21 protein-coding genes and 3 tRNA genes are annotated in these 21,678 nt (G+C 61.2%); 10 read left to right on the top strand and 14 right to left on the bottom strand.

All coding sequences use genetic code 11. The annotated features are described in order from the left end of the window. Nucleotides 1-3 precede the first annotated feature (3 nt). Both GRI34_RS06710 and GRI34_RS06705 read left to right on the top strand, forming a co-directional pair. Nucleotides 4-1,353, top strand: coding sequence for a M20/M25/M40 family metallo-hydrolase (locus GRI34_RS06710; protein WP_160595265.1), 1,350 nt, complete (start codon nt 4-6; stop codon nt 1,351-1,353). Nucleotides 1,354-1,455: 102 nt separating this feature from the next. Continuing rightward, complete coding sequence (locus GRI34_RS06705; RefSeq protein ID WP_160595264.1) at nt 1,456-2,667, top strand: GGDEF domain-containing protein; 1,212 nt, start codon at nt 1,456-1,458, stop codon at nt 2,665-2,667. Here GRI34_RS06705 and GRI34_RS06700 read toward each other — a convergent pair whose 3' ends face one another. The 5 genes from GRI34_RS06700 to GRI34_RS06680 form a co-directional block, all read right to left on the bottom strand. Further along, nucleotides 2,668-4,014, bottom strand: a complete 1,347-nt coding sequence (locus tag GRI34_RS06700; RefSeq protein ID WP_160595263.1) for an MATE family efflux transporter — start codon at nt 4,012-4,014, stop codon at nt 2,668-2,670. It lies immediately after the preceding gene. A gap of 31 nt (nt 4,015-4,045) precedes the next feature. Beyond that, nucleotides 4,046-4,122, bottom strand: a tRNA-Pro gene (locus tag GRI34_RS06695). Nucleotides 4,123-4,155: 33 nt separating this feature from the next. Next, nucleotides 4,156-4,232 (bottom strand) — tRNA-Ile (locus GRI34_RS06690). A gap of 60 nt (nt 4,233-4,292) precedes the next feature. Next, entirely contained in the window at nt 4,293-5,294 is a 1,002-nt protein-coding gene (locus GRI34_RS06685; protein WP_160595262.1) for a polysaccharide deacetylase family protein, read from the bottom strand. A gap of 47 nt (nt 5,295-5,341) precedes the next feature. Further along, nucleotides 5,342-7,105 (bottom strand): histidine kinase dimerization/phospho-acceptor domain-containing protein, encoded by a 1,764-nt coding sequence (locus GRI34_RS06680; protein ID WP_160595261.1) that lies wholly within the window; start codon nt 7,103-7,105, stop codon nt 5,342-5,344. 221 nt (nt 7,106-7,326) lie between these two features. Between GRI34_RS06680 and GRI34_RS06675 the strand changes: the two genes are divergently transcribed. From GRI34_RS06675 to GRI34_RS06665, 3 genes are all read left to right on the top strand, one after another. Continuing rightward, nucleotides 7,327-7,791 carry an Lrp/AsnC family transcriptional regulator gene (locus tag GRI34_RS06675; RefSeq protein WP_100259294.1) on the top strand — a complete coding sequence of 155 codons (465 nt, stop codon included), beginning with the start codon at nt 7,327-7,329 and terminating at the stop codon, nt 7,789-7,791. A gap of 4 nt (nt 7,792-7,795) precedes the next feature. Beyond that, nucleotides 7,796-8,215 (top strand): GFA family protein, encoded by a 420-nt coding sequence (locus GRI34_RS06670; protein WP_325065195.1) that lies wholly within the window; start codon nt 7,796-7,798, stop codon nt 8,213-8,215. A gap of 105 nt (nt 8,216-8,320) precedes the next feature. Then, nucleotides 8,321-10,228, top strand: a complete 1,908-nt coding sequence (locus GRI34_RS06665) for a TIR domain-containing protein (protein WP_160595260.1) — start codon at nt 8,321-8,323, stop codon at nt 10,226-10,228. 60 nt (nt 10,229-10,288) lie between these two features. Here the strand turns inward: GRI34_RS06665 and accC are convergent, their stop codons facing one another. The 4 genes from accC to GRI34_RS06645 all read right to left on the bottom strand — a co-directional run bounded on the left by accC (nt 10,289) and on the right by GRI34_RS06645 (nt 13,168). Next, nucleotides 10,289-11,638, bottom strand: a complete 1,350-nt coding sequence (accC, locus tag GRI34_RS06660; RefSeq protein ID WP_160595259.1) for an acetyl-CoA carboxylase biotin carboxylase subunit — start codon at nt 11,636-11,638, stop codon at nt 10,289-10,291. Between the two features lie 8 nt (nt 11,639-11,646). Continuing rightward, entirely contained in the window at nt 11,647-12,144 is a 498-nt protein-coding gene (gene accB, locus GRI34_RS06655; RefSeq protein ID WP_160595258.1) for an acetyl-CoA carboxylase biotin carboxyl carrier protein, read from the bottom strand. Between the two features lie 76 nt (nt 12,145-12,220). Beyond that, complete coding sequence (locus tag GRI34_RS06650) at nt 12,221-12,655, bottom strand: type II 3-dehydroquinate dehydratase (protein ID WP_160595257.1); 435 nt, start codon at nt 12,653-12,655, stop codon at nt 12,221-12,223. A gap of 99 nt (nt 12,656-12,754) precedes the next feature. Further along, nucleotides 12,755-13,168, bottom strand: coding sequence for a holin family protein (locus GRI34_RS06645; protein WP_160595256.1), 414 nt, complete (start codon nt 13,166-13,168; stop codon nt 12,755-12,757). Nucleotides 13,169-13,306: 138 nt separating this feature from the next. Here GRI34_RS06645 and GRI34_RS06640 point away from each other — a divergent pair, with 138 nt between their 5' ends. After that, nucleotides 13,307-13,714, top strand: a complete 408-nt coding sequence (locus GRI34_RS06640; RefSeq protein ID WP_160595255.1) for a hypothetical protein — start codon at nt 13,307-13,309, stop codon at nt 13,712-13,714. A gap of 43 nt (nt 13,715-13,757) precedes the next feature. Here the strand turns inward: GRI34_RS06640 and GRI34_RS06635 are convergent. Beyond that, nucleotides 13,758-13,834: transfer RNA gene (locus GRI34_RS06635), tRNA-Pro, on the bottom strand. A gap of 199 nt (nt 13,835-14,033) precedes the next feature. On the opposite strand from GRI34_RS06635, the gene yajC reads away from it, so the two are divergent. From yajC to secF, 3 genes are read left to right on the top strand one after another with little or no spacing between them, the layout of a single operon-like run. Beyond that, nucleotides 14,034-14,360, top strand: a complete 327-nt coding sequence (yajC, locus tag GRI34_RS06630; RefSeq protein ID WP_160595254.1) for a preprotein translocase subunit YajC — start codon at nt 14,034-14,036, stop codon at nt 14,358-14,360. Between the two features lie 24 nt (nt 14,361-14,384). After that, complete coding sequence (secD, locus tag GRI34_RS06625; protein WP_160595253.1) at nt 14,385-15,977, top strand: protein translocase subunit SecD; 1,593 nt, start codon at nt 14,385-14,387, stop codon at nt 15,975-15,977. Nucleotides 15,978-15,988: 11 nt separating this feature from the next. After that, on the top strand, nt 15,989-16,966 hold the full coding sequence (gene secF / locus GRI34_RS06620; RefSeq protein WP_160595252.1) for a protein translocase subunit SecF: 978 nt from the start codon (nt 15,989-15,991) through the stop codon (nt 16,964-16,966). Here the strand turns inward: secF and GRI34_RS06615 are convergent. Further along, the gene (locus GRI34_RS06615; protein WP_160595251.1) at nt 16,963-18,159 is read right to left on the bottom strand and encodes a glycosyltransferase; all 1,197 of its coding nucleotides are present in this window, start codon (nt 18,157-18,159) and stop codon (nt 16,963-16,965) included. The genes secF and GRI34_RS06615 overlap by 4 nt on opposite strands. Then, the gene (locus GRI34_RS06610; RefSeq protein ID WP_160595250.1) at nt 18,156-18,728 is read right to left on the bottom strand and encodes a helix-turn-helix transcriptional regulator; all 573 of its coding nucleotides are present in this window, start codon (nt 18,726-18,728) and stop codon (nt 18,156-18,158) included. The genes GRI34_RS06615 and GRI34_RS06610 overlap by 4 nt, the downstream gene beginning before the upstream one ends. Nucleotides 18,729-18,819: 91 nt before the next feature. On the opposite strand from GRI34_RS06610, the gene GRI34_RS06605 reads away from it, so the two are divergent. Next, nucleotides 18,820-19,293, top strand: a complete 474-nt coding sequence (locus GRI34_RS06605) for a DUF6456 domain-containing protein (protein ID WP_160595249.1) — start codon at nt 18,820-18,822, stop codon at nt 19,291-19,293. Here the strand turns inward: GRI34_RS06605 and GRI34_RS06600 are convergent. Continuing rightward, a complete protein-coding gene (locus GRI34_RS06600) occupies nt 19,278-19,856 on the bottom strand; it encodes a uracil-DNA glycosylase family protein (protein WP_234028164.1) in 579 nt (192 codons plus the stop codon). The two genes, GRI34_RS06605 and GRI34_RS06600, sit on opposite strands and share 16 nt — an antisense overlap. Then, entirely contained in the window at nt 19,853-21,658 is a 1,806-nt protein-coding gene (locus GRI34_RS06595) for an ABC-F family ATP-binding cassette domain-containing protein (protein WP_160595248.1), read from the bottom strand. The genes GRI34_RS06600 and GRI34_RS06595 overlap by 4 nt, the downstream gene beginning before the upstream one ends. Nucleotides 21,659-21,678 lie beyond the last annotated feature (20 nt).

Raw genomic sequence — 21,678 nt, 5'->3', positions numbered from 1 at the left:
GCCATGAAAAAACAGCTGCTTGCGCTTGCCGCCATTACTCTCGCCACTCCCGCACAAGCCGACCGCGCCGATGAAGCATTGGCTGGCGACACCATCGCCTGGGATTTAGTGGAAGGGATCACCACCGAAGTCGGCCCGCGCATGCCGGGTACCGATGCCGAAGCCCGTGGCCGCGTGTGGGCGATGGACTGGCTGCGCCGCAATGGCTTTTCCAACATCGCGGACGAACCGTTCGAGATGGAAACATGGGTGCGCGGACAGGAGATGGCCTGGGTTGTCGCCCCGGCAACGCAGCCCATGGCGATCACCGCGCTGTCGACCACTAGCTCGACCGGACCAGAGGGTATCGAAGCCGAGGTAGTCTATTTCCCTACCTATGCCGACCTTGTCGCGGCCGATGAAGTTAGCCTCGAAGGCAAGATCGCCTTTGTCAGCCATGATATGCGCCAGACGCAGGACGGCTCCAGCTACGGATTCGCAGGACCGGCGCGCTGGATGGCTCCGTCCGTGGCGGCGAGCAAGGGCGCAGTGGCAACCGTGATTCGATCAGTCGGCACTGACAGCCACCGTGTACCGCATACGGGTACCACGACTTTTGCAGAAGGGGTGGCTCCCATTCCTGCGGGCGCGCTGTCCAACCCTGATGCCGACAATCTCGAGCGACTTTTTGCCCGCGGGGGCGAGGTCCGCATGAAGCTGGTCCTAACCCCGCGCGATCTCGGCATGACGACAAGCGGTAATGTCGTCGGTGAGATTGTCGGCAGCGACCCCTCCCTAGAGCCGGTGCTGCTGGCCTGCCATCTCGACAGCTGGGACCTCGGCACGGGGGCAATCGACGATGGCGCAGGCTGCGGGATCATCGCTGCCGCTGCAAAACACGTCGCTGCGCAGGGCCAGCCGCTGCGCACCATCCGTGTCCTGTTTGCAGGGGCCGAGGAAACGGGTCTGTGGGGCAGCGCTGCCTATGCCGAAGCACATGCCAACGAGCCGGTCTATGTCGGGCTTGAAAGCGATTTCGGCGCAGACCGCATCTGGCGAATTGAGACTAACTTCACTTCGAGCGATCCCGATCTCTACCGCGAACTGGCGGGCGCGGTCGCGCGTTTCGGAGTAGCACCGACGCGCATCGTCGCCACCGGCGGTGCCGATCTCAATCTCGTGCGCGAACAGGGCGGGGCGCTGATCGACCTCCAACAGGATGGAACGCGCTATTTCGACCTGCACCACACAGCAGACGATACGCTGGACAAGATCGACCCGGCACAGTTGCGGCAGAACGTGGCTGTCTGGACCGCCGTTGTCGGTATCCTGGCCAATCGCAGCGCTCCGATCATGCGGGTTAGCGCCGAATAGCTACCCGGCGTAAACACCCGTAAATTCGAGATCTTGGGTAAAGTCTCAACAGGTGATTAACCTTTCGAAGCTAACGCGAAAGTTCAACAAGACAGGGCGGGGATGCGCGAACAAATCATCGGGATGATCACGCCGACCATGGCGGTGATGTTCAGTGTCGGCTTCCTCCTCTTGTGGAAGCGCGGGACGCTGGGCAATTACGTGCTCGCGTTTGCCGCAGCCTATGCTTTCTTCGCGATCGGTTTCGGTGTCACTCACCTTTTCGACACCGGTTCACCGTACGTCTTCCACACCACCCAGTTTTTCTACACGCTGAGCGCGGCTTCGGGGATCTGGGGCATGGCACGCCGCGTCGATCAGCCGCCCCATCTGGGCGTTTTGCTCATCGTCTATGCGCTCTCGGCGGCGACGTTGGCGCTTGCCATTCTTCTGTCCGATGATCTGACCGCACGCCTGATCATCGTGAATGCGGGATATGGCGTGATGTATGTGGTGGCAGTCATGTCACTGCTCAACGCACACCGTCGCGAGGCAATCGACAAGGTCATCATCGCGATGCAAGCGCTCCTGGCCGCGCAATTCCTCATCCGGCCGCTGCTAACGCTGCTGGTCGAAGGCAGCATCCCGGCAGCGGCTTACCGGGAATCGCTCTATTACTCGGTGCTCAACCTATCGCTCGCTCTCTTGTCGTTGCTGGCTGCAATGGTGCTTGTAGCGGCGTGTATCTACGACCAGATCGCGGCGGTAAGAGAGCGCGCTGAACTCGACCTTCTTACCGGTTTGCGTACGCGTCGCGCCTTTGAACAGGATGCTATTGCCTATCTCGAACGGGCCAAGCAGGAAGGCGTCCCGGTTTCGCTGGTCGTAGCCGATATCGATCATTTCAAGGCGGTCAACGACATCTACGGGCATCAGACGGGTGACCGTGCCATCGCCCGGTTCGGGGAAGTCGTGCGCAATACGATTCGCGATACCGATATTGCAGGACGCATCGGGGGCGAAGAATTCTGTATTCTCGCGTGGAACTGTGATGGGAACGCGGCCGTCGCTATGGCAGAACGCGTCCGCAACCGCTTTGGCGCCAGTACGATCGAAGGCATGCCCGAAGACCACCGACTTACGGCCAGCTTTGGCATCGCAGGGCGTGGAGAAGGCGAGGGTTACGGCAAGCTGTTCGCGCGCAGCGATGCGGCGCTATATGCCGCCAAGCAGGGTGGCCGGAACCGATCAATTCACGATGAGAAATCGGGCGATATTTCCCTCATCGCTACCATTGCTCCCAAATCCAGCTGGCCAACGGCGGCAAATTCCTAGTCAGTCGACTTGGCTGGGATCGCCGAATTCGCGGTCCAGCAGGAACGGAATTGAACCCAGCTGCAGGACAGTGCGCGCGATCAGGAAAAGGGTGAAGGACAGCCAAAGCCCATGCGACCCGAGTGGCCATGTCAGCCATAGGGCTAGCGCAAATATCGCCGCAGCACCCATCATTGTGAGGAGCAGCGCCCTGGTCCAACTCGCACCCACATATATTCCGTCCAGCACGAAACTGGCGACCCCTGCAAATGGGATGATGATCAGCCAAATCCCGAGGTCCTGCGCCACGGCCTCGACCGCGGTAGTCGCAGCGAAACTTGCAAGGACGGGATCGGCAAACAGGGCGAACGCCGCGGCGACAAGTGCAGCAGCGACAATGCCTCTTAGCAGGATCGCTCCGAGATAGGCGCTGAACCCTTTTCGATCCTGTGCTCCTGCCCGTTCTCCGTTGAGCACTTGCGCTGCGTTCTCGAAGCCGTCGAGAAGGAGGGCAGTAAAAATGAACATCTGGTAGAGGATGCCATTGGCGGCCAATACCACTGCACCACGTTCAGCCGACAAACGTGTCAGCGCAGCCAGGGCAATTGTCAGTACGACCGTGCGCAGGAACAGGTCTCTGTTGACAGAGAGGAACGGTTTAAGCGCGCTCCATCCCAAGGTACCCTTTTCCGCCAGGCTCTTTCTCAGCCGGGCGAGGAAATCGCCACGGGCCAGGAACAGGCCCACCGCGACCAGCTTCGCATATTCGGCGATCAGGCTGGACCAACCGATCCCCGCAATGCCCCAGTCGAGGCCGAGCACAAACCAGAGGCCGAGTGCGATGTTCGTGAGATTGTATGCCACCTCGAAAATCAGCACCGCGGTCATCTGGCGGCGACCGACCATGAAACCGATCAGGGCGAGGTTGGCCATTACTGCAGGCGCTGACCAATAGCGGATCTCTGCGTAAACCCGTGCAGCTTCGAGAACTTCGCCCGAGGCTCCGAGCGCGCCCAGCGCAGCGGGCAGTAGCACCGGCTTGGCGATTAGGAGAATGGCCGCGATAACGAGGCCCACGGCAAGCCCGCGCACCAGTATGGCGACCTGCGCGTCCTTGCCCGCCCGCGTACCTTCCTGTGCGACAAGGCCCGTAGTGCCGGTCTTGAGGAAGTTCATCACGGTAAAGAGAACGGCGAAAAGGCGCGCGCCGACATCGACTGCGCCCTGCGTTGGCGCGTCGCTCAATTGCCCGACGATCCACATATCGCCGATGCCGATCAATGCTGTAGCCACATTTGTGACCATTGCGGGCAGGGCGATGGCCCAGATTGCGCGCTTGTCGATAGTTGCAGGTCGGGCGGCGGTCATCCGGCTTTCCTCCTGCGTTGAACTGGATTGCTGGTCGGGGAGACAGGATTCGAACCTGCGACCCTCTGTTCCCAAAACAGATGCGCTACCAGGCTGCGCTACTCCCCGACACGGGCAATCCCGACTGACGACACAAACCACTGGTGGGCCCGGCAGGACTCGAACCCGCGACCTAGCCGTTATGAGCGGCCAGCTCTAACCAACTGAGCTACAGGCCCCTGTCATCTGTGGTCAGACGAATGCGCCGCCTAGACGCGCCATTCGTCAAGCGCAAGCGCTCAAACCTCAACCTGGTGCATGATTTCACTGACGCTGGTCGGTTTCACTCCGCGAAGCTCGAAATACCCGAAAACGGCACGCAACCAGTCGTAGAGCGCGTCCAAGTCATCTTCGCTGCGCACATAAGGCGTGTGGCCTGGTACCAGCGAAGGGCTGTGCAAGCTGATGACGAGCAGTTCAAAGCCATCATCGAGCGCGATGTCGATGCATCGGATCGCTTCTTCGCTTGTTGTGCCTTCAGGCGTGAGCGGGATGCGTTCAAGCATGCCCGTCTTTGCCAAGGCTCCTCCAAGGCCGGGAAACTTTCGAATTAGGGGCTGAAGCAATGCACCCTGCTTTCGCAGCATTCCCCAGTAACATGTCGTCAGCGGGATCTCGAGCAGGTTGCGCTGCTCGTCTGTCCAATAGGGATAGTCGGGATGCCGGGTAAAATCGGGACCGCCATCGTCGGAATAGTCATGATGCGGGCGAACGGAGGTGTCGATGGCGATACCACGCCCTTTCAGGATGGTCGCGGTCTCCGTCCCGACACCGTACCGCCCGGCACGATATATCAGCGGGGAGACCCCCAAATTCTGCTCGATCGCGTCCACCAGATTGTCGAACTTTTCCCGCTCGAGATCGGGAGGCAGGTTCCCCGCGTAGCTGTTGCGAGCATTGACCGTTTCGCGCTGGGGCGGATTGACCCATGGATGCAATTGGACGCCAATTTCGGCGCGACCTTGAGTCACCAGGTGCGGGAACACTTCCTTCGCCAGGTCGGAGCTGACTACGGGCCAGTCCACTAGATAGACGGGGACCACGCTTAAACCTTCACAGAATTCCTGGAACTTGCCGATCCTCATGAGGTGGTCGACTTTGTGGCCGGTGGGCGTGAAGGGCTTCGACCAGTCGAACTCCTCCTCGGTGTCTATTGTCAGAAGCGCGCGACGGCCGAAACCCGGCTTGAACCGCGCCCGCAGACCGGGCGTCGGTGGGTCGAGAAGGCTGCGGTCGGACAAAGATGCTTCCCCAAGCTGCTTCTGTTCCAGGGGGCCGTTACCCAAACTCAACCGGTCGCGTTATCCGGCTGCCCTTCAGGGCTAGGCAGCCTCTCTACACCGGTCAAGAGCGGGAGACTCAGAACCAGCGCGCCATCGAGCCTGACCAATTCTCCGCCCGCTGCGCGCGCTTCGGCGCGAGCAAGGCGCAGTGAGAAGCCCGCCCCGAAGATACCCGCGCTTAGCGCGCCGGAATTGGCACGGGTTTCGACGGAAAAGATGTCTTCGGCCGACCTCAGTCCCGAAGGAAGACTGAGAGCGAATTCGACCTGCTCCGGACCGGTTTCCATCTTGATAGCGACTGCTTCTCCAGCCGACAGCGTCCCCGCAAGCGTAGCGAGCAAGCGCCAAGCCAAGCGCTCTGCTTCGGACTCGGATAGCGAGATCGGCGCGCGTCCGTTGCCAAGGTCGGTATCGAAACGGGCGACGCGCGGGCTCAGCACAGGCTGCAGCTGCGCCACCTGCTTGCGCGCAATCGCCGCGAAATCGGCATTTCCTGCTTCCAGTTCGAGCGAGCCGGTTTCAAGTTTCGCCAGCCGGTCCAGTTCTTCGAACCCGGCCAAAATATGGGCGGCATCGCCAGCGATGGTCGCGGCGATGGCGCGGTATTCGTGCGGGACCGGCCCGATCACCTGCTGCTGGATTATCTCGGCGTAGCCCTGCATCGCGTTGACCGGCGTGCGGAGTTCGTGGAGCAGCTGGCGCAGGCGATCAGCCTCCGCCTCGCGCCGGTCCTCAACCTGCGAGACGGCGCGGCGGAAGCGGCCTACATAGCCGTAGAAGCGCCCTTCCGACCGAGTGAAACGCGGGGTCGCGTCGACGATCCAGTCACCTTCTATCCGGGCCGCGCCTCTCAGATGCACTGCTAACCCTGACAGAGGCTGCCGCATCCGCAAGGCGCGCAAAGCCAGCTCCTGCTCGTCGGCTGCGTGGGCGATATCGATACCGCCGACCATCTGCGCAATGCCGCTTTCGGCCCAGTCGATCCGTCCGTCGGTGTCGCTGCCGAACACGAACTGGTCGAGCGGCCGGGCGTGCGGTGCGGCGTCTTTCTCGCCCAGCGGAAGGCGCGGATTGTCTTCGTCCAGCACCCTTTCACTGCGCACCTTCTGAAAAGCCTCGATCCGGTCGACGAGGGCGCGAATGCCCTCCTTCCCGGCTTCGACCGGCCGCTCTTCCGGGGCAGGCTTTTCGTCGGCAGGCGCTTCGGGTGTTTCGAGTGTGCCGAGCGACAGGGGCGCAGGCTCTTCCAAATTCTCTTCAGGCGTGTCTTCCGGTTCCTCGACGGGGAGAGGCGGCATGGCGGCCTTTTCGCCCAATTGCTCGAGCACCGGCTGCGGCAGCGCGCGGTCCGACACGCCCAGGGCATCGAGAACCCGCTCCGCCGCGACGGGAAGATCGCGCCGATGCCGCAGGAAACCGCGTGCACGGATCGGGAGGCGGGGGATGATTTCCTCCCATTCCTCGCCTGTCAGATTCGCACGATACAGCGCCGCGGCGGCGATATGCGGGTGTGCTTCGCCGAACCATTTCACCAGTTCCGGATTGCGGAAACGCCAGCCGTTCTCGCCCACGATTGCGGCCCGATCGGCCACGGAAATCATCTCGCCCAATGCGATCAATCGCAGGTAAGCTGCTGCTTTCAGGGCCTTGTCGCCTGCTTGCGGACGTTCGCCGAGCAGGTCGATCAGCTGCCGGAACTGCGTTTTGGCCGCACGCTCCCCGCCCGCGCGATTGCGCAGTACAGTAGCAAGGCGGTCGTCAAAATGCATCGATGCTCCTGAAGCTTAGGTGGTTTGCAGGCGGGTAACCATTACGCGCGCGTCCCTTCTATCGCTCCAACAAACGTGATGAACGAGATGTTTCCGACACGTTGCAAAGCGGGACGATTGCTGGCAAAGATAATAATGTTAGCCAATACGATGCTTGCGCCTTTTCAACATTTCTTAAGCGCGCAGCGTCTTTATGGCGCATCAAATTATCGAGGACTCGTATGGCCAATCTCGACGAAATCGATCGTCGCCTGCTCTCCGAACTGCAGGACGAAGGCAGAATCACCAATGTCGAACTGGCTCATCGCGTCGGCCTGACCGCGCCCCCGTGCCTGCGCCGTGTGCGCGCGCTGGAAGAGGACGGCGTCATTCGCGGCTATCATGCCGAACTCGACCCGTCGAAGCTGGGCTTCTCGATTACGGTTTTCGCCATGGTCAGCCTGAAGAGCCAGGCCGAAGACGCGCTGCGCGAATTCGAAGCGGCGATGCTGGACCTGCCCGAAGTGCGCGAAGTGCACATGCTGAACGGCGAAATCGACTTCATTATCAAGATCGTCAGCAAGGATCTGCAAAGCTTCCAGGAATTCCTGACCAGCAAGCTGACGCCGGCGCCCAATGTGGCCAGCGTGAAGACCTCGCTCACCATCCGCACTTCCAAGAGCGAACCGGGCGTCCCGCTCGGCTGATCGGGTGGTCGAAGGTCATTGCCTCTGCAAGGCAGTCCGCATCGAAGTTGCGGACGCTTCGGGCGAGATCGAGATTTGCCAGTGCACCATGTGCCGCCGCTGGGGCGGGGCGTTCTACAGCGCGCTGGAAAGCAGGCAATTCACCATCCACGGCGAGGATAGCGTCGGCGTTTACCGCTCGAGCGAGTGGGCCGAGCGTGCGTTCTGCAAGACCTGCGGGTCGAACCTGTGGTTCAAATTCCTCCCCACAGGCAACCGCAGCTTTTCGGCCGGCCTGTTCGACAGCGCGAGCGGTGCGGCAATCGAGAAAGAGATCTTCGTCGACGAAGCCGCAAGCTGGAGCTGCATTGTGGGCGAGCATCCGAAGATGACCGGCGAGGAGATTATCGCCGAGGCGAAGGCAGCGGGGTTCGAATTCGACTGAGCCTATTGCCGCTGTGCAAACCCGAAACCGTCAAGTAAATACTAAGGTGCTGCACAAACCCTTCCAACCTGCTAACGATGACTGCGTCGCAAGTTTGGAGGGTCCTTGGCCGATATCTTCATATCATACGCTCACGGCGACCGCGACACGATCGGGAAACTTGCTGGCGCTTTGGAAGTAAGAGGCTACTCGGTTTGGTGGGATCGAGAGATAGCCGCCGGCTCAGAGTTCAGCTTGGTGATCGAGCAAGAGTTGCAGTCTGCTGATGCTGTCGTCGTAGCGTGGTCCGAGCGTTCGCTTGGATCGCACTGGGTTCGAGACGAAGCGGATTTTGCACGCGAACAGGGAAAGCTGCTGCCCCTGTCGCTTGACGGCTCTTTGCCACCGCTGGGGTTCCGGCAAATTCACGCGGTGAACTTTCGCGGATGGGATGGTGATCCTTCCCATCGAGCGATCGACGAACTGGCTTCATCGATCGGCGGTTCTCGTTCGATCCCGAATGGCGCAGATTCTGTCCAGCAGAATAGTCCGATCTCGGCTTCGATTGCGGTTCTTCCCTTCGCAAACATGTCCTCCGACCTTGAGCAGGAATATTTCTCAGATGGAATGGCCGAAGAAGTCCTCAATGCTCTTGCCAACGTGCCTGGCCTTCTCGTGGCGGGGAGGACGTCGTCTTTCGCATTGAAGGGCAAGAGCGTCGATATTCGCGAAATCGGCAGGGTACTGAATGTTGCCAACGTACTCGAAGGTTCCGTTCGCAAGCAGGGCGATAGGGTCCGCATAACCGCGCAGCTCATTCGCACCTCGGACGGCTTTCATCTCTGGTCGGAAAAATATGATGGAACGCTCGACGACGTTTTCAATCTTCAGGACCAGATCTCGCAGGCGATAGTTGGCAAGCTGGGGACCCTGCTCGGTTGGGGCACGGATCAGCGCCTTGCCGAGAAGCTGACGGACAATAAGGAGGCCTATGACCTCTTCCTCCGAGCTCGCGCACTTTTGAACAAGTATTGGGGTGACGAAACGATATCGCGCGCGCTCGAGCTTCTGGAAGCTGCTGTGGAATTCGACCCCAAGTTCTTGAAAGCATGGGAACTTATGGCATTTGCCCAGGCGCAGATGCCGCAGGTCGCCACTGTTCCCGATGAACACGTTTACTACGAAGCCGCAGCAAGGGCGGCCGCCCGCGCCCTTGAAATCGATCCTCAATCACTGACTGCAAAATATACTATCGCATACTCCCAGTGGGATGGGACAGATTTCGTCGGCTACTATGAGAAAACGAAGGAAACGATAGAGAACAATCCCGAGTCCATTTTCGCAATGGCTTACAAGAGCATGGCAATCGGCAGATTTTCTGCTGGATTGCCGCATGTTCTGGATGCCCTAGAGCTTGAACCTTTGTCTGGTCGAATCTCATATTGCGCCGGTCAGTGTTATCTCGGCCTCACTGAGTTTGAATTGGCCGAAGCGATGCTTCAGCGGGCGCAAGAGGCCGGGTTCGCCGGGAGTGCTTTCTATTTGGCAGAAATAAAGGCGATACAGGGCGATCCAGATTTCGCGTTTGATATGATCATGCAAAGTTACGAAGCGGTTGGCGAAAGATTTGCCTCGCAATTAAGGTCAAAGGAACAATGGGAGATCGTTTTTCGAGCCAAATTTTATGACGATCCACAAGCTCAGGAGTTGGTGGAAACATTCATTTTGAATGCCGCGGAAACCAAGTCCGAGCCGATCAACTATCCAATGTTGTCAGCGCTGGTGTGTGAAAAGAGTGCCGAGAGCTATTTCAGGCTTTACCTCGAGCACAAATCACCAGCCATATGGATATCCCTTGTAAGCGAAGCTTGGATGCCGTCGAAGCGTGCACGGGGATTCCGTGCGCACCCGGGGTTCAAGGACTTCGCAGAAACGATTGGACTGGTTGCTGCTTGGCAGAAATATGGTTGGCCGGACCTTGCCCGCCCTGATCCAGGAACAGACGGTTCAAATGGTGCGTGGACTATAGATTAGGCGACTGGTGCCTATTCCTGATTTACCTTTATTAATCAGCGACGTAAGAAAAAATCGGCCTCAGACCTCACGCTCCTTGAGCCAGTCCTCCAGCCACTTGATCGAGTAGTTGCCCGTCTGGACGTCCTCCTGCTCCAGCAGGGCCTGGTGGAGCGGGATTGAGGTCTTTACGCCCTCGACCACCATTTCCTCCAGCGCGCGCTTGAGGCGCATCATGCAGCCTTCGCGGTTACGGCCATACACGATCAGCTTGGCGATCATGCTGTCGTAATAGGGCGGGATTGAATAGCCCGCATATAGCCCGCTATCGACGCGCACGTGCATGCCGCCTGCCGGGTGGTAATAGGTGACCTTGCCGGGGCTGGGCGCGAAGGTAAACGGGTCTTCCGCGTTAATGCGGCACTCGATCGCGTGGCCCTTGAACTCGATATCTTCCTGCGCAACCGACAGCGGCTTGCCCGCCGCGATGCGGATCTGTTCGCGCACGAGATCGACACCGGTGATCGCCTCGGTCACGGGGTGTTCGACCTGCAGGCGGGTGTTCATTTCGATGAAGTAGAACTCGCCGTTTTCCCACAGGAACTCGATCGTGCCCGCACCGCGATAGCCCATGTTGCGCATCGCCTTGGAGCAGACCTCGCCCATCCGCATCCGGTCTTCATCCGAGATGACCGGGGAGGGCGCTTCTTCGAGGACCTTCTGGTGCCGGCGCTGGAGCGAGCAATCGCGTTCGCCAAGATGGATGGCATTGCCTTCGCCATCGCCGAAAACCTGGAATTCGATGTGCCGCGGATTGCCGAGGTATTTCTCGATATAGACCGTTGCATCGCCGAAGGCGGCCTTCGCCTCGCTACCGGCCTGCTGCATCAGCGTTTCGAGCTGGTCTTCGCTTTCGCAGACCTTCATCCCGCGTCCGCCGCCACCGCTGGCGGCCTTGATGATAACGGGATAGCCGATCTCGTCGGCGATCTTGCGTGCTTCCTCGATCTCGGAAACAGCGCCGTCGCTGCCGGGCACCAGCGGTAGACCGAGCTTGCCTGCGGTGCGCTTGGCTTCGACCTTGTCGCCCATCGTGCGGATGTGTTCGGGCTTGGGGCCGATCCACTTGATATCGTGCGCTTCCACGATCTCGGCGAACTTGGCGTTTTCCGACAGGAAGCCGTAGCCCGGGTGGATCGCATCGGCCTGCGCGATTTCGGCGGCCGAGATGATGTTGGCGATGTTGAGATAGCTGTCGGTCGCGCTCGGCGGGCCGATGCAGACCGCATGGTCGGCAAGGCGCACGTGCATGGCATCGGCGTCGGCGGTGGAGTGCACCGCGACTGTCTCGATGCCCATTTCGTGCGCGGCGCGATGTATGCGGAGCGCGATTTCGCCGCGATTGGCGATAAGGATACGCGAAATCGTCATGACCTGCCTCAGCCGACGACGACGAGCGGCTGGTCGAATTCGACGGGCTGGGCGTTCTCGACGAGGATCGCCTTGACCGTGCCGGACTTGTCGGCGGCGATCGGGTTCATGACCTTCATCGCTTCGACGATCAGGAGGGTCTGGCCTTCCTTCACGCTGTCCCCGACCTTCACGAAGTCGGCTGCGCCTGGTTCTGGGGCGAGGTAGACGGTGCCGACCATGGGCGACTTGAGCGCACCGGCGGCGTCGGCGTCAGCGGGAGCTGGGTCGTTACCGGGAGCAGGAGCCGGCGCCGGAGCGGACGCTACGGGCGCAGGCGCTGCTGCCATCGGGGCAGGGGCGGCCATGGCCACGCCGCCGCCACGCGATACGCGGACCTTGCGATCGCCATCCTCGACCTCGATTTCGGTGAGGCCTGTGTCGCCCAGCATTTCAGCGAGCTCGCGCACAAGCGAGGTGTCGACGTTCATACCGGATTTTCCGGCGCTACCTTTGCGTTCGGCCATGAATGGTCCCTTGTTAACTGTTGCACGCGCCTATGCTCTGGCTCGGCGTGCAAGACAAGGGGCTGTGACGATTGCGTTACAACGAACCGGCCTTCTCCAACGCTACGGAATAGCTGCGCGCGCCGAGGCCTTGGACGCAATCAACCGCTGCCATTCCGACGTAGCTGGTGTGCCGAAATTCCTCACGCTTGGTGGGGTCAGACAAGTGCACTTCGATCACCGGGACATCGATCGCCTTGATCGCATCGAGCAGCGCAATGGACGTGTGCGTATATGCCGCTGCGTTGAGCAGGATCGCCTTCGCGCCCTCACGGTTTGCCTCGTGAAGCCAGTCTACCAGCTGCCCTTCGTGATTGGTCTGGCGAAAGTCGATCGCGAGACCGAGACCCTTTGCCTGCTCGTGCAAGCCGGCCTCGATATCGGCAAGCGTGTTAGAACCGTAGATTTCCGGTTCGCGCGTGCCGAGCAGGTTGAGGTTCGGGCCGTTGAGGACGTAGACGAGTGTGCTCATGCCGTGTCTCCTAGCCCAGCCGGGCGCGCAGGGACATAGTTGGATTGCCCCCGCGCGCCTCCGACAGAATGGAACATGTGGAACACGGTCCTGGGAGAATTATTTCTCCATTCCTTTCGCCTTCCCCCACTGGCGCGCAGCCGTGTAGCCGAGGTAGCCGGTCCCGAAGAGGGCGTAGAGCTCGTCCGGGAGCCCGCGCAGGTAGCGCGTGATGCCATCGCCGATATCTCCGGCCGCCTCCGGCAGGAAGGCTGCGAGGATGCCCATAGGGAGGGCGAAGAGGATCATCGAATACATGACATAGAGAAAGCTGGGCCGCGCTCGGCTGGTCCATGGGTCCTTCGAATTGGCCTCGGCGACAATGGCGGCGAGGCGGGCTTCGATGGATTTGAGTTCGTGCGTCCCTTCCAGCGCTAGAAGTTCGAGCTTTGCCTTGGCGCGCGCTTCCTTGTCGGGGATGATCTTGTCGATGATCGAGGCGATAGGGCCGATAAGCGATTCGATGATAGCCATAATTGGTTCCTCCAAAAGCAATTGGATAACCAAATGGGAATATGTAGGAAACGCACCGGCACAGCCGGACGGGTTTCATTGTATCGCAAGGGCAAGTGGGTTACAGCAGTCGCCGTCGAAAGAGATGCGGAGCATCGGATGAAACGGGTCATTTCGCATATTGCTGCAACTGCAGGTGTGCTGGCGCTGGTCGCTGGCGGTGCCGTGGCGCAACCGGCAGATCCGATCCCTTCGACCGCGGATGGCGCGCTCGACATTCCCGAACTGTGGGATTGCGACCGGATCGAGCCGGAATATGCGCAATGGCTGGAAGACGGCAATGCGCCGGAAGACTGGCGCTATGTCGGCAAGACCTACCGCGACGTCGACGATGACGAGCTCTATTCCTGGCAGGACTGGCTCGACTGGGCCGATGATGCAGGCTGCGGTGCGGGGATCGCCGAGGCCGGCAAATCGCCCAAGGCAATCGTCGGCGTGCTGGTCGCTTTCTATGCGACCGGCCTGATCGCTGCGCTAAGCGGCGACCGCGCGATCAGCCCGGGCTGAGCAAGGCTGTTCTCAGAAAACCAATTTTTCCGGTGCGATCCACTGGTCGGGACGACTGGATTCGAACCAGCGACCCCTACACCCCCAGTATAGTGCGCTACCAGACTGCGCCACGTCCCGATACCAGTGGAGGCGGCCCTATAGGGTGCAGTTTTGTGCATGGCAAGCGTCAAGCTGCCGCAATTCATTGCCCTGCAATCGCGTTCCTGCTAACTGCGCGCGCTCTTGGCGAGGGGGCTTTCGGCCGGAAGCTTGATTGCTCCGCAACCGGTCCCATCTCGCACGAACAACAGCATCAACGGATACAGGCTTTTCCTTCATGATCGACTTTCTCGCCGCCGCCGGCTCCGCCGCCGCCCAGCCGCCGGTCTGGCTGCAGATTCTTCCATGGGTCGCGATTTTCGCAATCTTCTGGTTCCTGATGATCCGCCCGCAGATGCGCCAGCAGAAAGCGCACCAGGAAAAGATCGCCGGTCTGAAGCGCGGTGACGAAGTCGTGACGGCTGGCGGTCTCGTCGGCAAGATCACCAAGGTCGAAGACCAGTTCGTCGAAGTCGAACTGTCGAAGGGCATGAAGGTCCGCGCCGTGCGCAACACTATTGGCGAAGTGCTGTCCGGCACCACCGCCAAGCCCGCCAACGACTGATCCGGCAAGAGGCACACAGCAGACATGCTCGAATTTCCAACTTGGAGGAAAGCGTTCCTGTGGGGCATCGCCGTCATTGGCATGCTCCTGTCGCTGCCGTCCCTGTTCTCGCTCGCCAATCTCGATTGGCCCGATCAGCTTCCCGACCCGGTCGTAAACCTCGGTCTCGACCTTGCCGGCGGTAGCCACATCCTGCTCGAAGCCGAGCGGGACGAAGTGGCCGCCATGCGTCTGGAAGACCTGGAAGAAAGCGTGCGCAACGCCATGCGCCGCGCAGAGCCCCGCATCCGCATCGGCGACGTTTCGACCGCGGACGGCCAGCTCAGCTTCCTGCTCGACGATGTCGCCGACGTGGACCGCGCGCGGGCTGAAATCGAAGACATCATGAACGGCACCGGCCCGGTCCGCGAATGGGACCTGCAGGTCGTCGACGGGCAGCGCTTCGTGCTGACCCAGACTGCAGCCGGTCTCGACAATGCGGTCGATGGGGCAATGGAAGGTGCGCTGCGCACCGTCGGTATTCGTATCGACGGCCTCGGCACGCGTGAGCCGACGATCCTTCGCCAGGGCGACACCCGCATCGTGGTGCAGGTGCCCGGTCTGCAGGATCCCGAACAGCTCAAGGAACTGCTCGGCAAGACTGCCAAGCTGGAATTCAAGCTCGTCGAGCGTCAGGCCAGCGCCGAAGAAGTGGCGCGTGGTTTCGTGGCAGGCGGCGAAGTTTATCCCTATGCCGAGGGCGAGGGCTTCCCTAACGGGGTCGTCGTCCAGCGCATCGGCGGCATCGACGGCGAAACGCTTACTGGCGCGCAGCAGAATTTCGATGCGCAGACCAACGAGCCAGTCGTTTCGATCACCTTCAATCCCGACGGCGGTCGCCGCTTTGCGCGGATGACGACGCAAAACACGGGACGCCAGTTCGCGATCATCCTCGACGGTGAGGTTATTTCCGCTCCCGTCATGCGCGAGCCGATCCAGAACGGCCAGTCGCAGATTTCCGGCGGTTTCACTGTCGAAAGCGCGAACAACCTGGCGATCCAGCTGCGCTCCGGCGCGCTGCCGGTCGATCTCAGCGTGGTCGAAGAACGCACGGTCGGACCCGATCTCGGCGCGGACTCGATCAAGCAGGGGATGATCGCCATCCTGATCGGCACGATTCTGGTCATGGGCCTGATGATCATGACCTACGGTCGTTTCGGCATCTATGCGACGGTGGCACTGGTCATCAACGTGCTCATGCTGCTCGGCATCATGGCGGCGCTTAACATGACGCTGACCCTGCCGGGTATCGCGGGCTTCGTGCTCACCATCGGTGCTGCAGTCGACGCCAACGTGCTGATTAACGAACGCATTCGCGAGGAGCGAAAACGCGGGAGGCGCGTCATTGCGGCGGTGGAGAACGGCTACAAGGAAGCCAGCCGCGCCATCTATGACGCGAACGTCACCAACTTCATCGCAGGCGTCCTGCTGTTCAGCTTCGGCTCCGGACCGATCAAGGGCTTTGCCGTGGTCCTCGTCGTCGGCCTGTTCACCAGCGTCTTCACCGCTCTGCCGCTGACCCGCATGTGGGTCGCCGGATGGCTGCGCAAGTCGCGCCCATCCGACATCAATCTTTGAGGAAACGGACGATGAAACTTCTCAAGCTCGTCCCCGACGATACCAACATCAAGTTCCTCAAGTGGCGTGTGCCCTTTTTCGTGGTCAGCATCCTGCTGATCGCGGCGAGCTGGGCGCTCGTCATGACCAAGGGTCTCAATTACGGTGTGGATTTTGCCGGCGGACTCGAGGTCCGGGCGACCTTCACCGAACGCAGCGAAGCCCCGGTGGCGCAGCTGCGGCAGGATGTAGAGGGCCTTGGATATGGCTCCCCGGTGGTCCAACGCTTTGGCGAGGATAACCAGGTTTCGATCCGCGTTCGCCTGCCCGACGAGGTTGCTGCCGACAAGGACGCCGCCCAGGCCGCCGCCAATGCGGTTGTGGACGAGTTGAAGGGCAATTATCCCGACTTCCGCCTCGACGGGAACGACAACGTGTCCGGCAAGGTTTCGGGTGAATTCCGCGAGGATGCGGTGTTTGCGCTGGTGGCCGCCATGCTGGCCGTGGCGCTCTATATCTGGATCCGCTTCGAATGGCAGTTCGGGGTCGGCGCGCTGTTTGCCCTGTTCCACGATGTCAGCCTGGCATTAGGAATGTTCGCGCTGTTCCAGTTGGAATTCAGCTTGCAGATCATCGCCGCGATCCTGGCCATCATCGGTTACTCCTTGAACGATACGATCGTCGTCTACGACCGAATCCGTGAGAACCTGAAGAAGTACCGCAAGATGCCGGTGCCAGAGCTACTCGACCTCTCGGTCAACGAAACCTTGGCGCGTACCGTCATGACCTCGCTGACGCTGCTTGTGGCTCTGCTGCCGCTGCTGCTGATCGGCCCCGCGAGTCTTTTCGGCCTCACCGCTGCGATCACGCTCGGCCTCTTCGTGGGTACGTACAGCTCGGTCTACATGGCCGCGCCGCTGCTCATCTGGATGGGTGTCAATTCGGACAGCTTCGTTCCGGAAGAAACAGTTGCCGACAAGCAGGAGCGCATCGCGCGCGGCGAGGTCTAACCCTCGACGAGGCGATCGTAGTGCGCGCCTAGCGCCTTGCCGTTAGCCTCCCAGCTATAAGCGTCGACACAGGCGGCTACCTCCAGGGGTGGCCGCCTGTTTTGCAAGACCAGCCTGATGCCTTCGCGCACGGCGTCGGTTCGCCGGGCGACGATGACTCCTGCGGCGGGCGTATTCACCACTTCGCGCGCACCGCCAGCGTCGGTAATGACGACGGGCGTGCCGCAGGCCAGCGCCTCGATCCATGCATTGGCAAGCCCCTCGCTGGCAGATGGCAGGGCCATCACGTCGGCGGCGGACAGGATGATCGGCAACAGGTCGTGATCCACGCTACCGAGGAAGTGGACGCGATCGGCCACGCCTTCCGATCTTGCAAGGGCGCGCAGGCTGGCCTCGTCCTCTCCCTTGCCGACCAGCAGGAGGCGAGCGCCAGGCAGGTCGGTCAGAGCCTTTATGACCAACGCCTGCCCCTTGCGTTCGATGAGGGCCCCGACGGTGGCGATGAGTTGGTCGTTTTCGCCGATCTCGATGCCGAGCTCGTTGCCGAGGCGGTTTCGCAATTGGGTATGGCCGAGCGGCCGGAACCGGTCGCGGTCGAGGCCCGTGCGATGGATCGCGATCTTGGCGCGGTCCATGCCCAGCGCAGCCATGTCGTCCGCCAATGCGTCGGAAACGCTGAGCAGACCGGCAGCCTGCTGGGCAGCAGTTTTGAGCGCGTGCGCACCATAGCTGCGGCCGCCCCAATAATGGATATCCGCCCCCCGCGCCTTGATCGAGAGGGGAAGACCGAGCTCAGCTGCGATGCGGGCAGCGGCTGGGCCGTCCGGGTAGAAAAACTGCGCATCGACCAGGTCGAACGGCTGCTCTTCGTGCAGTCTTTCTGCCAGAGGCATTACGGCCTTGGCGATCAGGCGGGGATTCAGACGACCTCCCACCTTGGGAAGGAGGCGAAACGTCGGGCGATGGACAGCTACACCGTTTTCCAAGCCATCGACGGCGGCCTCCTTCGCCTCGCGATACCGCCCGAGCGCCAATGGAGGCAGGCCGATTGGGTTGACGACGACAGGCTCCCAGTCCGTATGCTTTCCGAGTGCCTCAATCGAGCGTGCGACGAAAGTGCCAAACCTTGGTGCTGATGCATTTGGCCACAATGTCGACAGGACCAACGCCCGCCGCGGTTTGGGAGAGGTCACAGCCGGCGGACCAGCATTTCGGCGACACCGATCCAGGGCGGGCTGTCGACCACCTGCTGCTTTTCTCCGTGGCCCGGCGGCAGGATACCCACGAGGCTGCCCTGCCGATCGATCAACCGGCCGAAGGAGAAGCGCCCGGCCTTGCGCGGGACGAGCACGTCGCGGTTCACCGCGCGTCCGGCATCTTCCGGATCGATCTGGCGCAGCCACAACTGATCCCCGGGGCGATATTCCCCATGCGGATATTCGATAGTCAGGACTATCAGGGCGCCGTCCGATCCAAGATCGGTCGCGAGCAATGCATCGCGGGTTGTCTCCAGCGCCTCTGGCCCATCCTTGCCGAGATGGGCGACAACTTGCGGATGGGCGGCTTTTTCGGAGCGGACGAGCACTTCCGGCTCTACGCCCAAGGCATCAGCAATCCGTTCCATCCATTTAAGTGACAGGTTCCGCATTCCGGTCTCGAGCCGACCGACGGTCTGCGGCGTGGTGGGCGGGTCGCAAGCCTCTGCCAGATCGGCCAGTGTCCAGCCCTTCTGCTTGCGGATGTCGCGGATACGGTTGATCAACCACCTTCTCCAGTAACCGAAATGGTTTTTCGACTTTCCTACACTAACCGAAAATATGCAAGCGATCTCTCCACAGGCAAGGAGATCGGGTATGCGAAGGGAACTAAGCGAGCGGGAACTGACCGAAGAGGGGCCTCGCGCAAAAGGCGCTGCAAAGGGCAAGAAGCGAACCGTTACGGTGAATTTGGCCGAGTCGCCGCTATCATGGCTTCATGCGCGCGGGCATATCGATGACCGCCTGTTTGATGCGGGCGAGCGGCTCCGATCGGACTATGAGCGTGCGCAGGTTGCGCCGGGGATGACGATGCGCTGGGACCCGGTGCGCGTGGACGGTGGGGGCGGTGACGGCATGACGCCGGGTGAGCGCCAGCTCGCGGCCCGCGCACGCTTCGATGCTGCGATGGCGCAGGCAGGGAGCGGCCTGAAGGATGTCCTGTGGCATGTCGTCTGCAATTGCGGGAGCCTGTCCCATTCCGAGAAGGGCCTCGGCTGGCCCGCCAGGAGCGGGAAGCTGGTCCTGCGTCTTGCGCTGGATCGGGTGGCTGATTTTTACCGGATCCGGTGAGCGAGCAGCTGGCGCAGCCGCGGCAGGATCCGCTCTTCGAACCACGGGTTCTGCCGCATCCATAATGTGGAACGCCACGCAGGGTGGGGCAGTGGTAGAAAGTCCGGCAGGTAGTCTTCGAAGTTTCGAACCCGCTCGGTCATCGACAGCTTGCGTGTCTGCGGCAGGTAGTAACTTTGCGCATGGGTTCCAACGAGCAGTGTGAGACGGTCTTCGGGCAGTATCTCGAGCACGTTTTCATGCCATTGGGGCGCACATTCGGGCCGGGGTGGCTTGTCACCTCCGCTGGCCTTGCCCGGATAGCAGAAGCCCATCGGGACGAGCGCAACCTGCTGTGGATCGTACATCTGCTCCTTGGTGAGGCCAGTCCATTCGCGCAGCCGGTCACCGCTCGCATCGTCCCACGGAATGCCGCTTTCATGGACTTTCGATCCGGGCGCCTGGCCGATGATGAGAAGGCGTGCGTTGGGCGAAAAGCTGGCGACGGGACGCACGCCGTGGGGCAAGTGCTTTTCGCACAGCCGGCAAGCTGCGATCCGTGACGCAAGCGCTTCTGCGCTCAAAGGGTCTCTGCCATTTCCGCCAGCATCAGCCAGCGTTCTTCGGCCGCGTCCTTTTCGGTGCGAGCGTTCTCGATCCCCTCGCTGATCGTGGCGAATTTCTTGGGATCCTTGGAGTAGAGATCGGGATCGGAAAGGATGGTCTCGCCCTTCGCGATAGCCGCTTCCAACTCCTCGATACGTGCAGGCAGCAGTTCCAGATCGCGCTGGTCCTTGTAGGATAGCTTGGTCGGCTTCGTCCTGGCTTGCTCGGCAGGCTTCGAAGCGGGCTTGTCCTGTCTTTTTTCCTTCCGCTCGACAGGGGCGCGCCGTTTCTTTTCCCAGTCTTCGTACCCGCCGGCCACGACATCGACCTTGCCGGTCCCGTCGAGGCCGAGTGTGATGGTGACGGTGCGATCGAGGAAGTCGCGATCGTGGCTGACGATCAGCACGGTGCCTTCGTAATCGGCGATAACTTCCTGCAAGAGGTCCAGCGTTTCGAGGTCGAGATCGTTGGTCGGCTCGTCCAGCACGAGGAGGTTCGATGCCTTCGCGAACTCGCGCGCCAGCAGCAGCCGCGAACGTTCGCCGCCGGAGAGAACCGACACCTTCATGTCGACGATCTTGGGGTCGAACAAGAACTCCTTGAGATAGCCTTGAACGTGCTTGCGCACGCCGCGCACATCGATCCAGTCGCCGCCTTCTGCCAGCACATGGCGGACGGTTTTCTCGTCGGTCAGCAGTTGGCGCTGCTGGTCGATCATCACGCCGGTAAGCGTCTTGGCGATTTCCACCGTGCCGCTGTCGGGCTCCAGTTCGCCGGTCAGCATCTTGAGCAGCGTGGTCTTGCCTGCGCCGTTGGAGCCGACGATCCCGATGCGGTCGCCGCGCTGGATGCGCAGGTTGAACGGCTTGATGATCGTGCGGTCGCCGTATGACTTGGTGATCCCTTCTGCGACGATGACCGACTTCGACTTGAAATCTTCTTCCGTAGCCAGCTTCAGCTTTGCGGTGCCTGCACTGGCGATCATCGAGGCTCGCTGCGCGCGCATCTGCCACAGCTTTTCCAGGCGGCCCTGATTGCGCTTGCGCCGTGCGGTGACGCCGCGTTCGAGCCAGTGGGCCTCGAGTTTCAGCTTCGCGTCGAGCTTTTCAGCTGCGCGTGCTTCCTCGGCGTAAACCTGCTCTTCCCAGGCCTCGTAGCCGCCGAAGCCGACTTCCTTGCGGCGCAAATTACCCCGGTCGAGCCAGATAGTCGCGCGGGTCAGGCGCTTGAGGAATGTTCGGTCGTGGCTGATGACCAGGAAGGCGCCGCGATACCGGTCGAGCCAGCCTTCGAGAAATTCGATGGCCGCAAGATCGAGGTGGTTGGTCGGCTCGTCCATCAACAGCAGGTCGGGATCCTGCGCCAGCGCGCGGGCAATCGCTGCACGGCGCTTCTCGCCGCCGCTTGCGCCTTCGGTAGCGCGGCTCATATCGATGCCGAGCTGGCCGGCGATGGCTTCGACCTCGTGTTCCTGCGGGGCGTGCGTGCCGTCCAGCGCCCACTGCATCAAGGTGGCGTGGCCCGAAAGGTCGGGGTCCTGTTCAAGCAGGACAATCCGCGTTCCGGGCTTGATCTTGCGAGTGCCAGCGTCGGTTTCCAGCTGGCCGTCGATCATGCGAAACAGGGTGGTCTTGCCCACACCGTTGCGGCCGATCAGCGCCATCCTGTCGCGTGGGCCGATATGCAGGTCCAGCGGGTCGTGATCCGGCCCGCCGAACAGCCATTTGCCGCCCTGTTGCAGGGCCATGCCTTCCAGGCTGAGGATGGGGGGCTGTGCCATAACGCAGCGCGAGGTAGTCG

Source organism: Qipengyuania aquimaris, from assembly GCF_009827445.1.
In the GTDB taxonomy this organism is placed as follows: Bacteria; Pseudomonadota; Alphaproteobacteria; order Sphingomonadales; family Sphingomonadaceae; genus Qipengyuania; species Qipengyuania aquimaris.
The sequence above is the reverse complement of the archived record's forward strand: the minus strand, read 5'-3'. Positions and strand labels throughout refer to the sequence as shown.

What these genes read in the sequence shown, in the direction of transcription:
- GRI34_RS06710 (WP_160595265.1), top strand. Translation starts at nt 4, where the DNA reads ATGAAAAAACAGCTGCTTGCGCTTGCCGCCATTACTCTCGCCACTCCC.
- GRI34_RS06705 (WP_160595264.1), top strand. Translation starts at nt 1,456, where the DNA reads ATGCGCGAACAAATCATCGGGATGATCACGCCGACCATGGCGGTGATG.
- GRI34_RS06700 (WP_160595263.1), bottom strand. Translation starts at nt 4,014, where the DNA reads ATGACCGCCGCCCGACCTGCAACTATCGACAAGCGCGCAATCTGGGCC.
- GRI34_RS06680 (WP_160595261.1), bottom strand. Translation starts at nt 7,105, where the DNA reads ATGCATTTTGACGACCGCCTTGCTACTGTACTGCGCAATCGCGCGGGC.
- GRI34_RS06675 (WP_100259294.1), top strand. Translation starts at nt 7,327, where the DNA reads ATGGCCAATCTCGACGAAATCGATCGTCGCCTGCTCTCCGAACTGCAG.
- accC (WP_160595259.1), bottom strand. Translation starts at nt 11,638, where the DNA reads ATGACGATTTCGCGTATCCTTATCGCCAATCGCGGCGAAATCGCGCTC.
- accB (WP_160595258.1), bottom strand. Translation starts at nt 12,144, where the DNA reads ATGGCCGAACGCAAAGGTAGCGCCGGAAAATCCGGTATGAACGTCGAC.
- GRI34_RS06650 (WP_160595257.1), bottom strand. Translation starts at nt 12,655, where the DNA reads ATGAGCACACTCGTCTACGTCCTCAACGGCCCGAACCTCAACCTGCTC.
- GRI34_RS06645 (WP_160595256.1), bottom strand. Translation starts at nt 13,168, where the DNA reads ATGGCTATCATCGAATCGCTTATCGGCCCTATCGCCTCGATCATCGAC.
- GRI34_RS06640 (WP_160595255.1), top strand. Translation starts at nt 13,307, where the DNA reads ATGAAACGGGTCATTTCGCATATTGCTGCAACTGCAGGTGTGCTGGCG.
- yajC (WP_160595254.1), top strand. Translation starts at nt 14,034, where the DNA reads ATGATCGACTTTCTCGCCGCCGCCGGCTCCGCCGCCGCCCAGCCGCCG.
- secD (WP_160595253.1), top strand. Translation starts at nt 14,385, where the DNA reads ATGCTCGAATTTCCAACTTGGAGGAAAGCGTTCCTGTGGGGCATCGCC.
- secF (WP_160595252.1), top strand. Translation starts at nt 15,989, where the DNA reads ATGAAACTTCTCAAGCTCGTCCCCGACGATACCAACATCAAGTTCCTC.
- GRI34_RS06605 (WP_160595249.1), top strand. Translation starts at nt 18,820, where the DNA reads ATGCGAAGGGAACTAAGCGAGCGGGAACTGACCGAAGAGGGGCCTCGC.
- GRI34_RS06595 (WP_160595248.1), bottom strand. Translation starts at nt 21,658, where the DNA reads ATGGCACAGCCCCCCATCCTCAGCCTGGAAGGCATGGCCCTGCAACAG.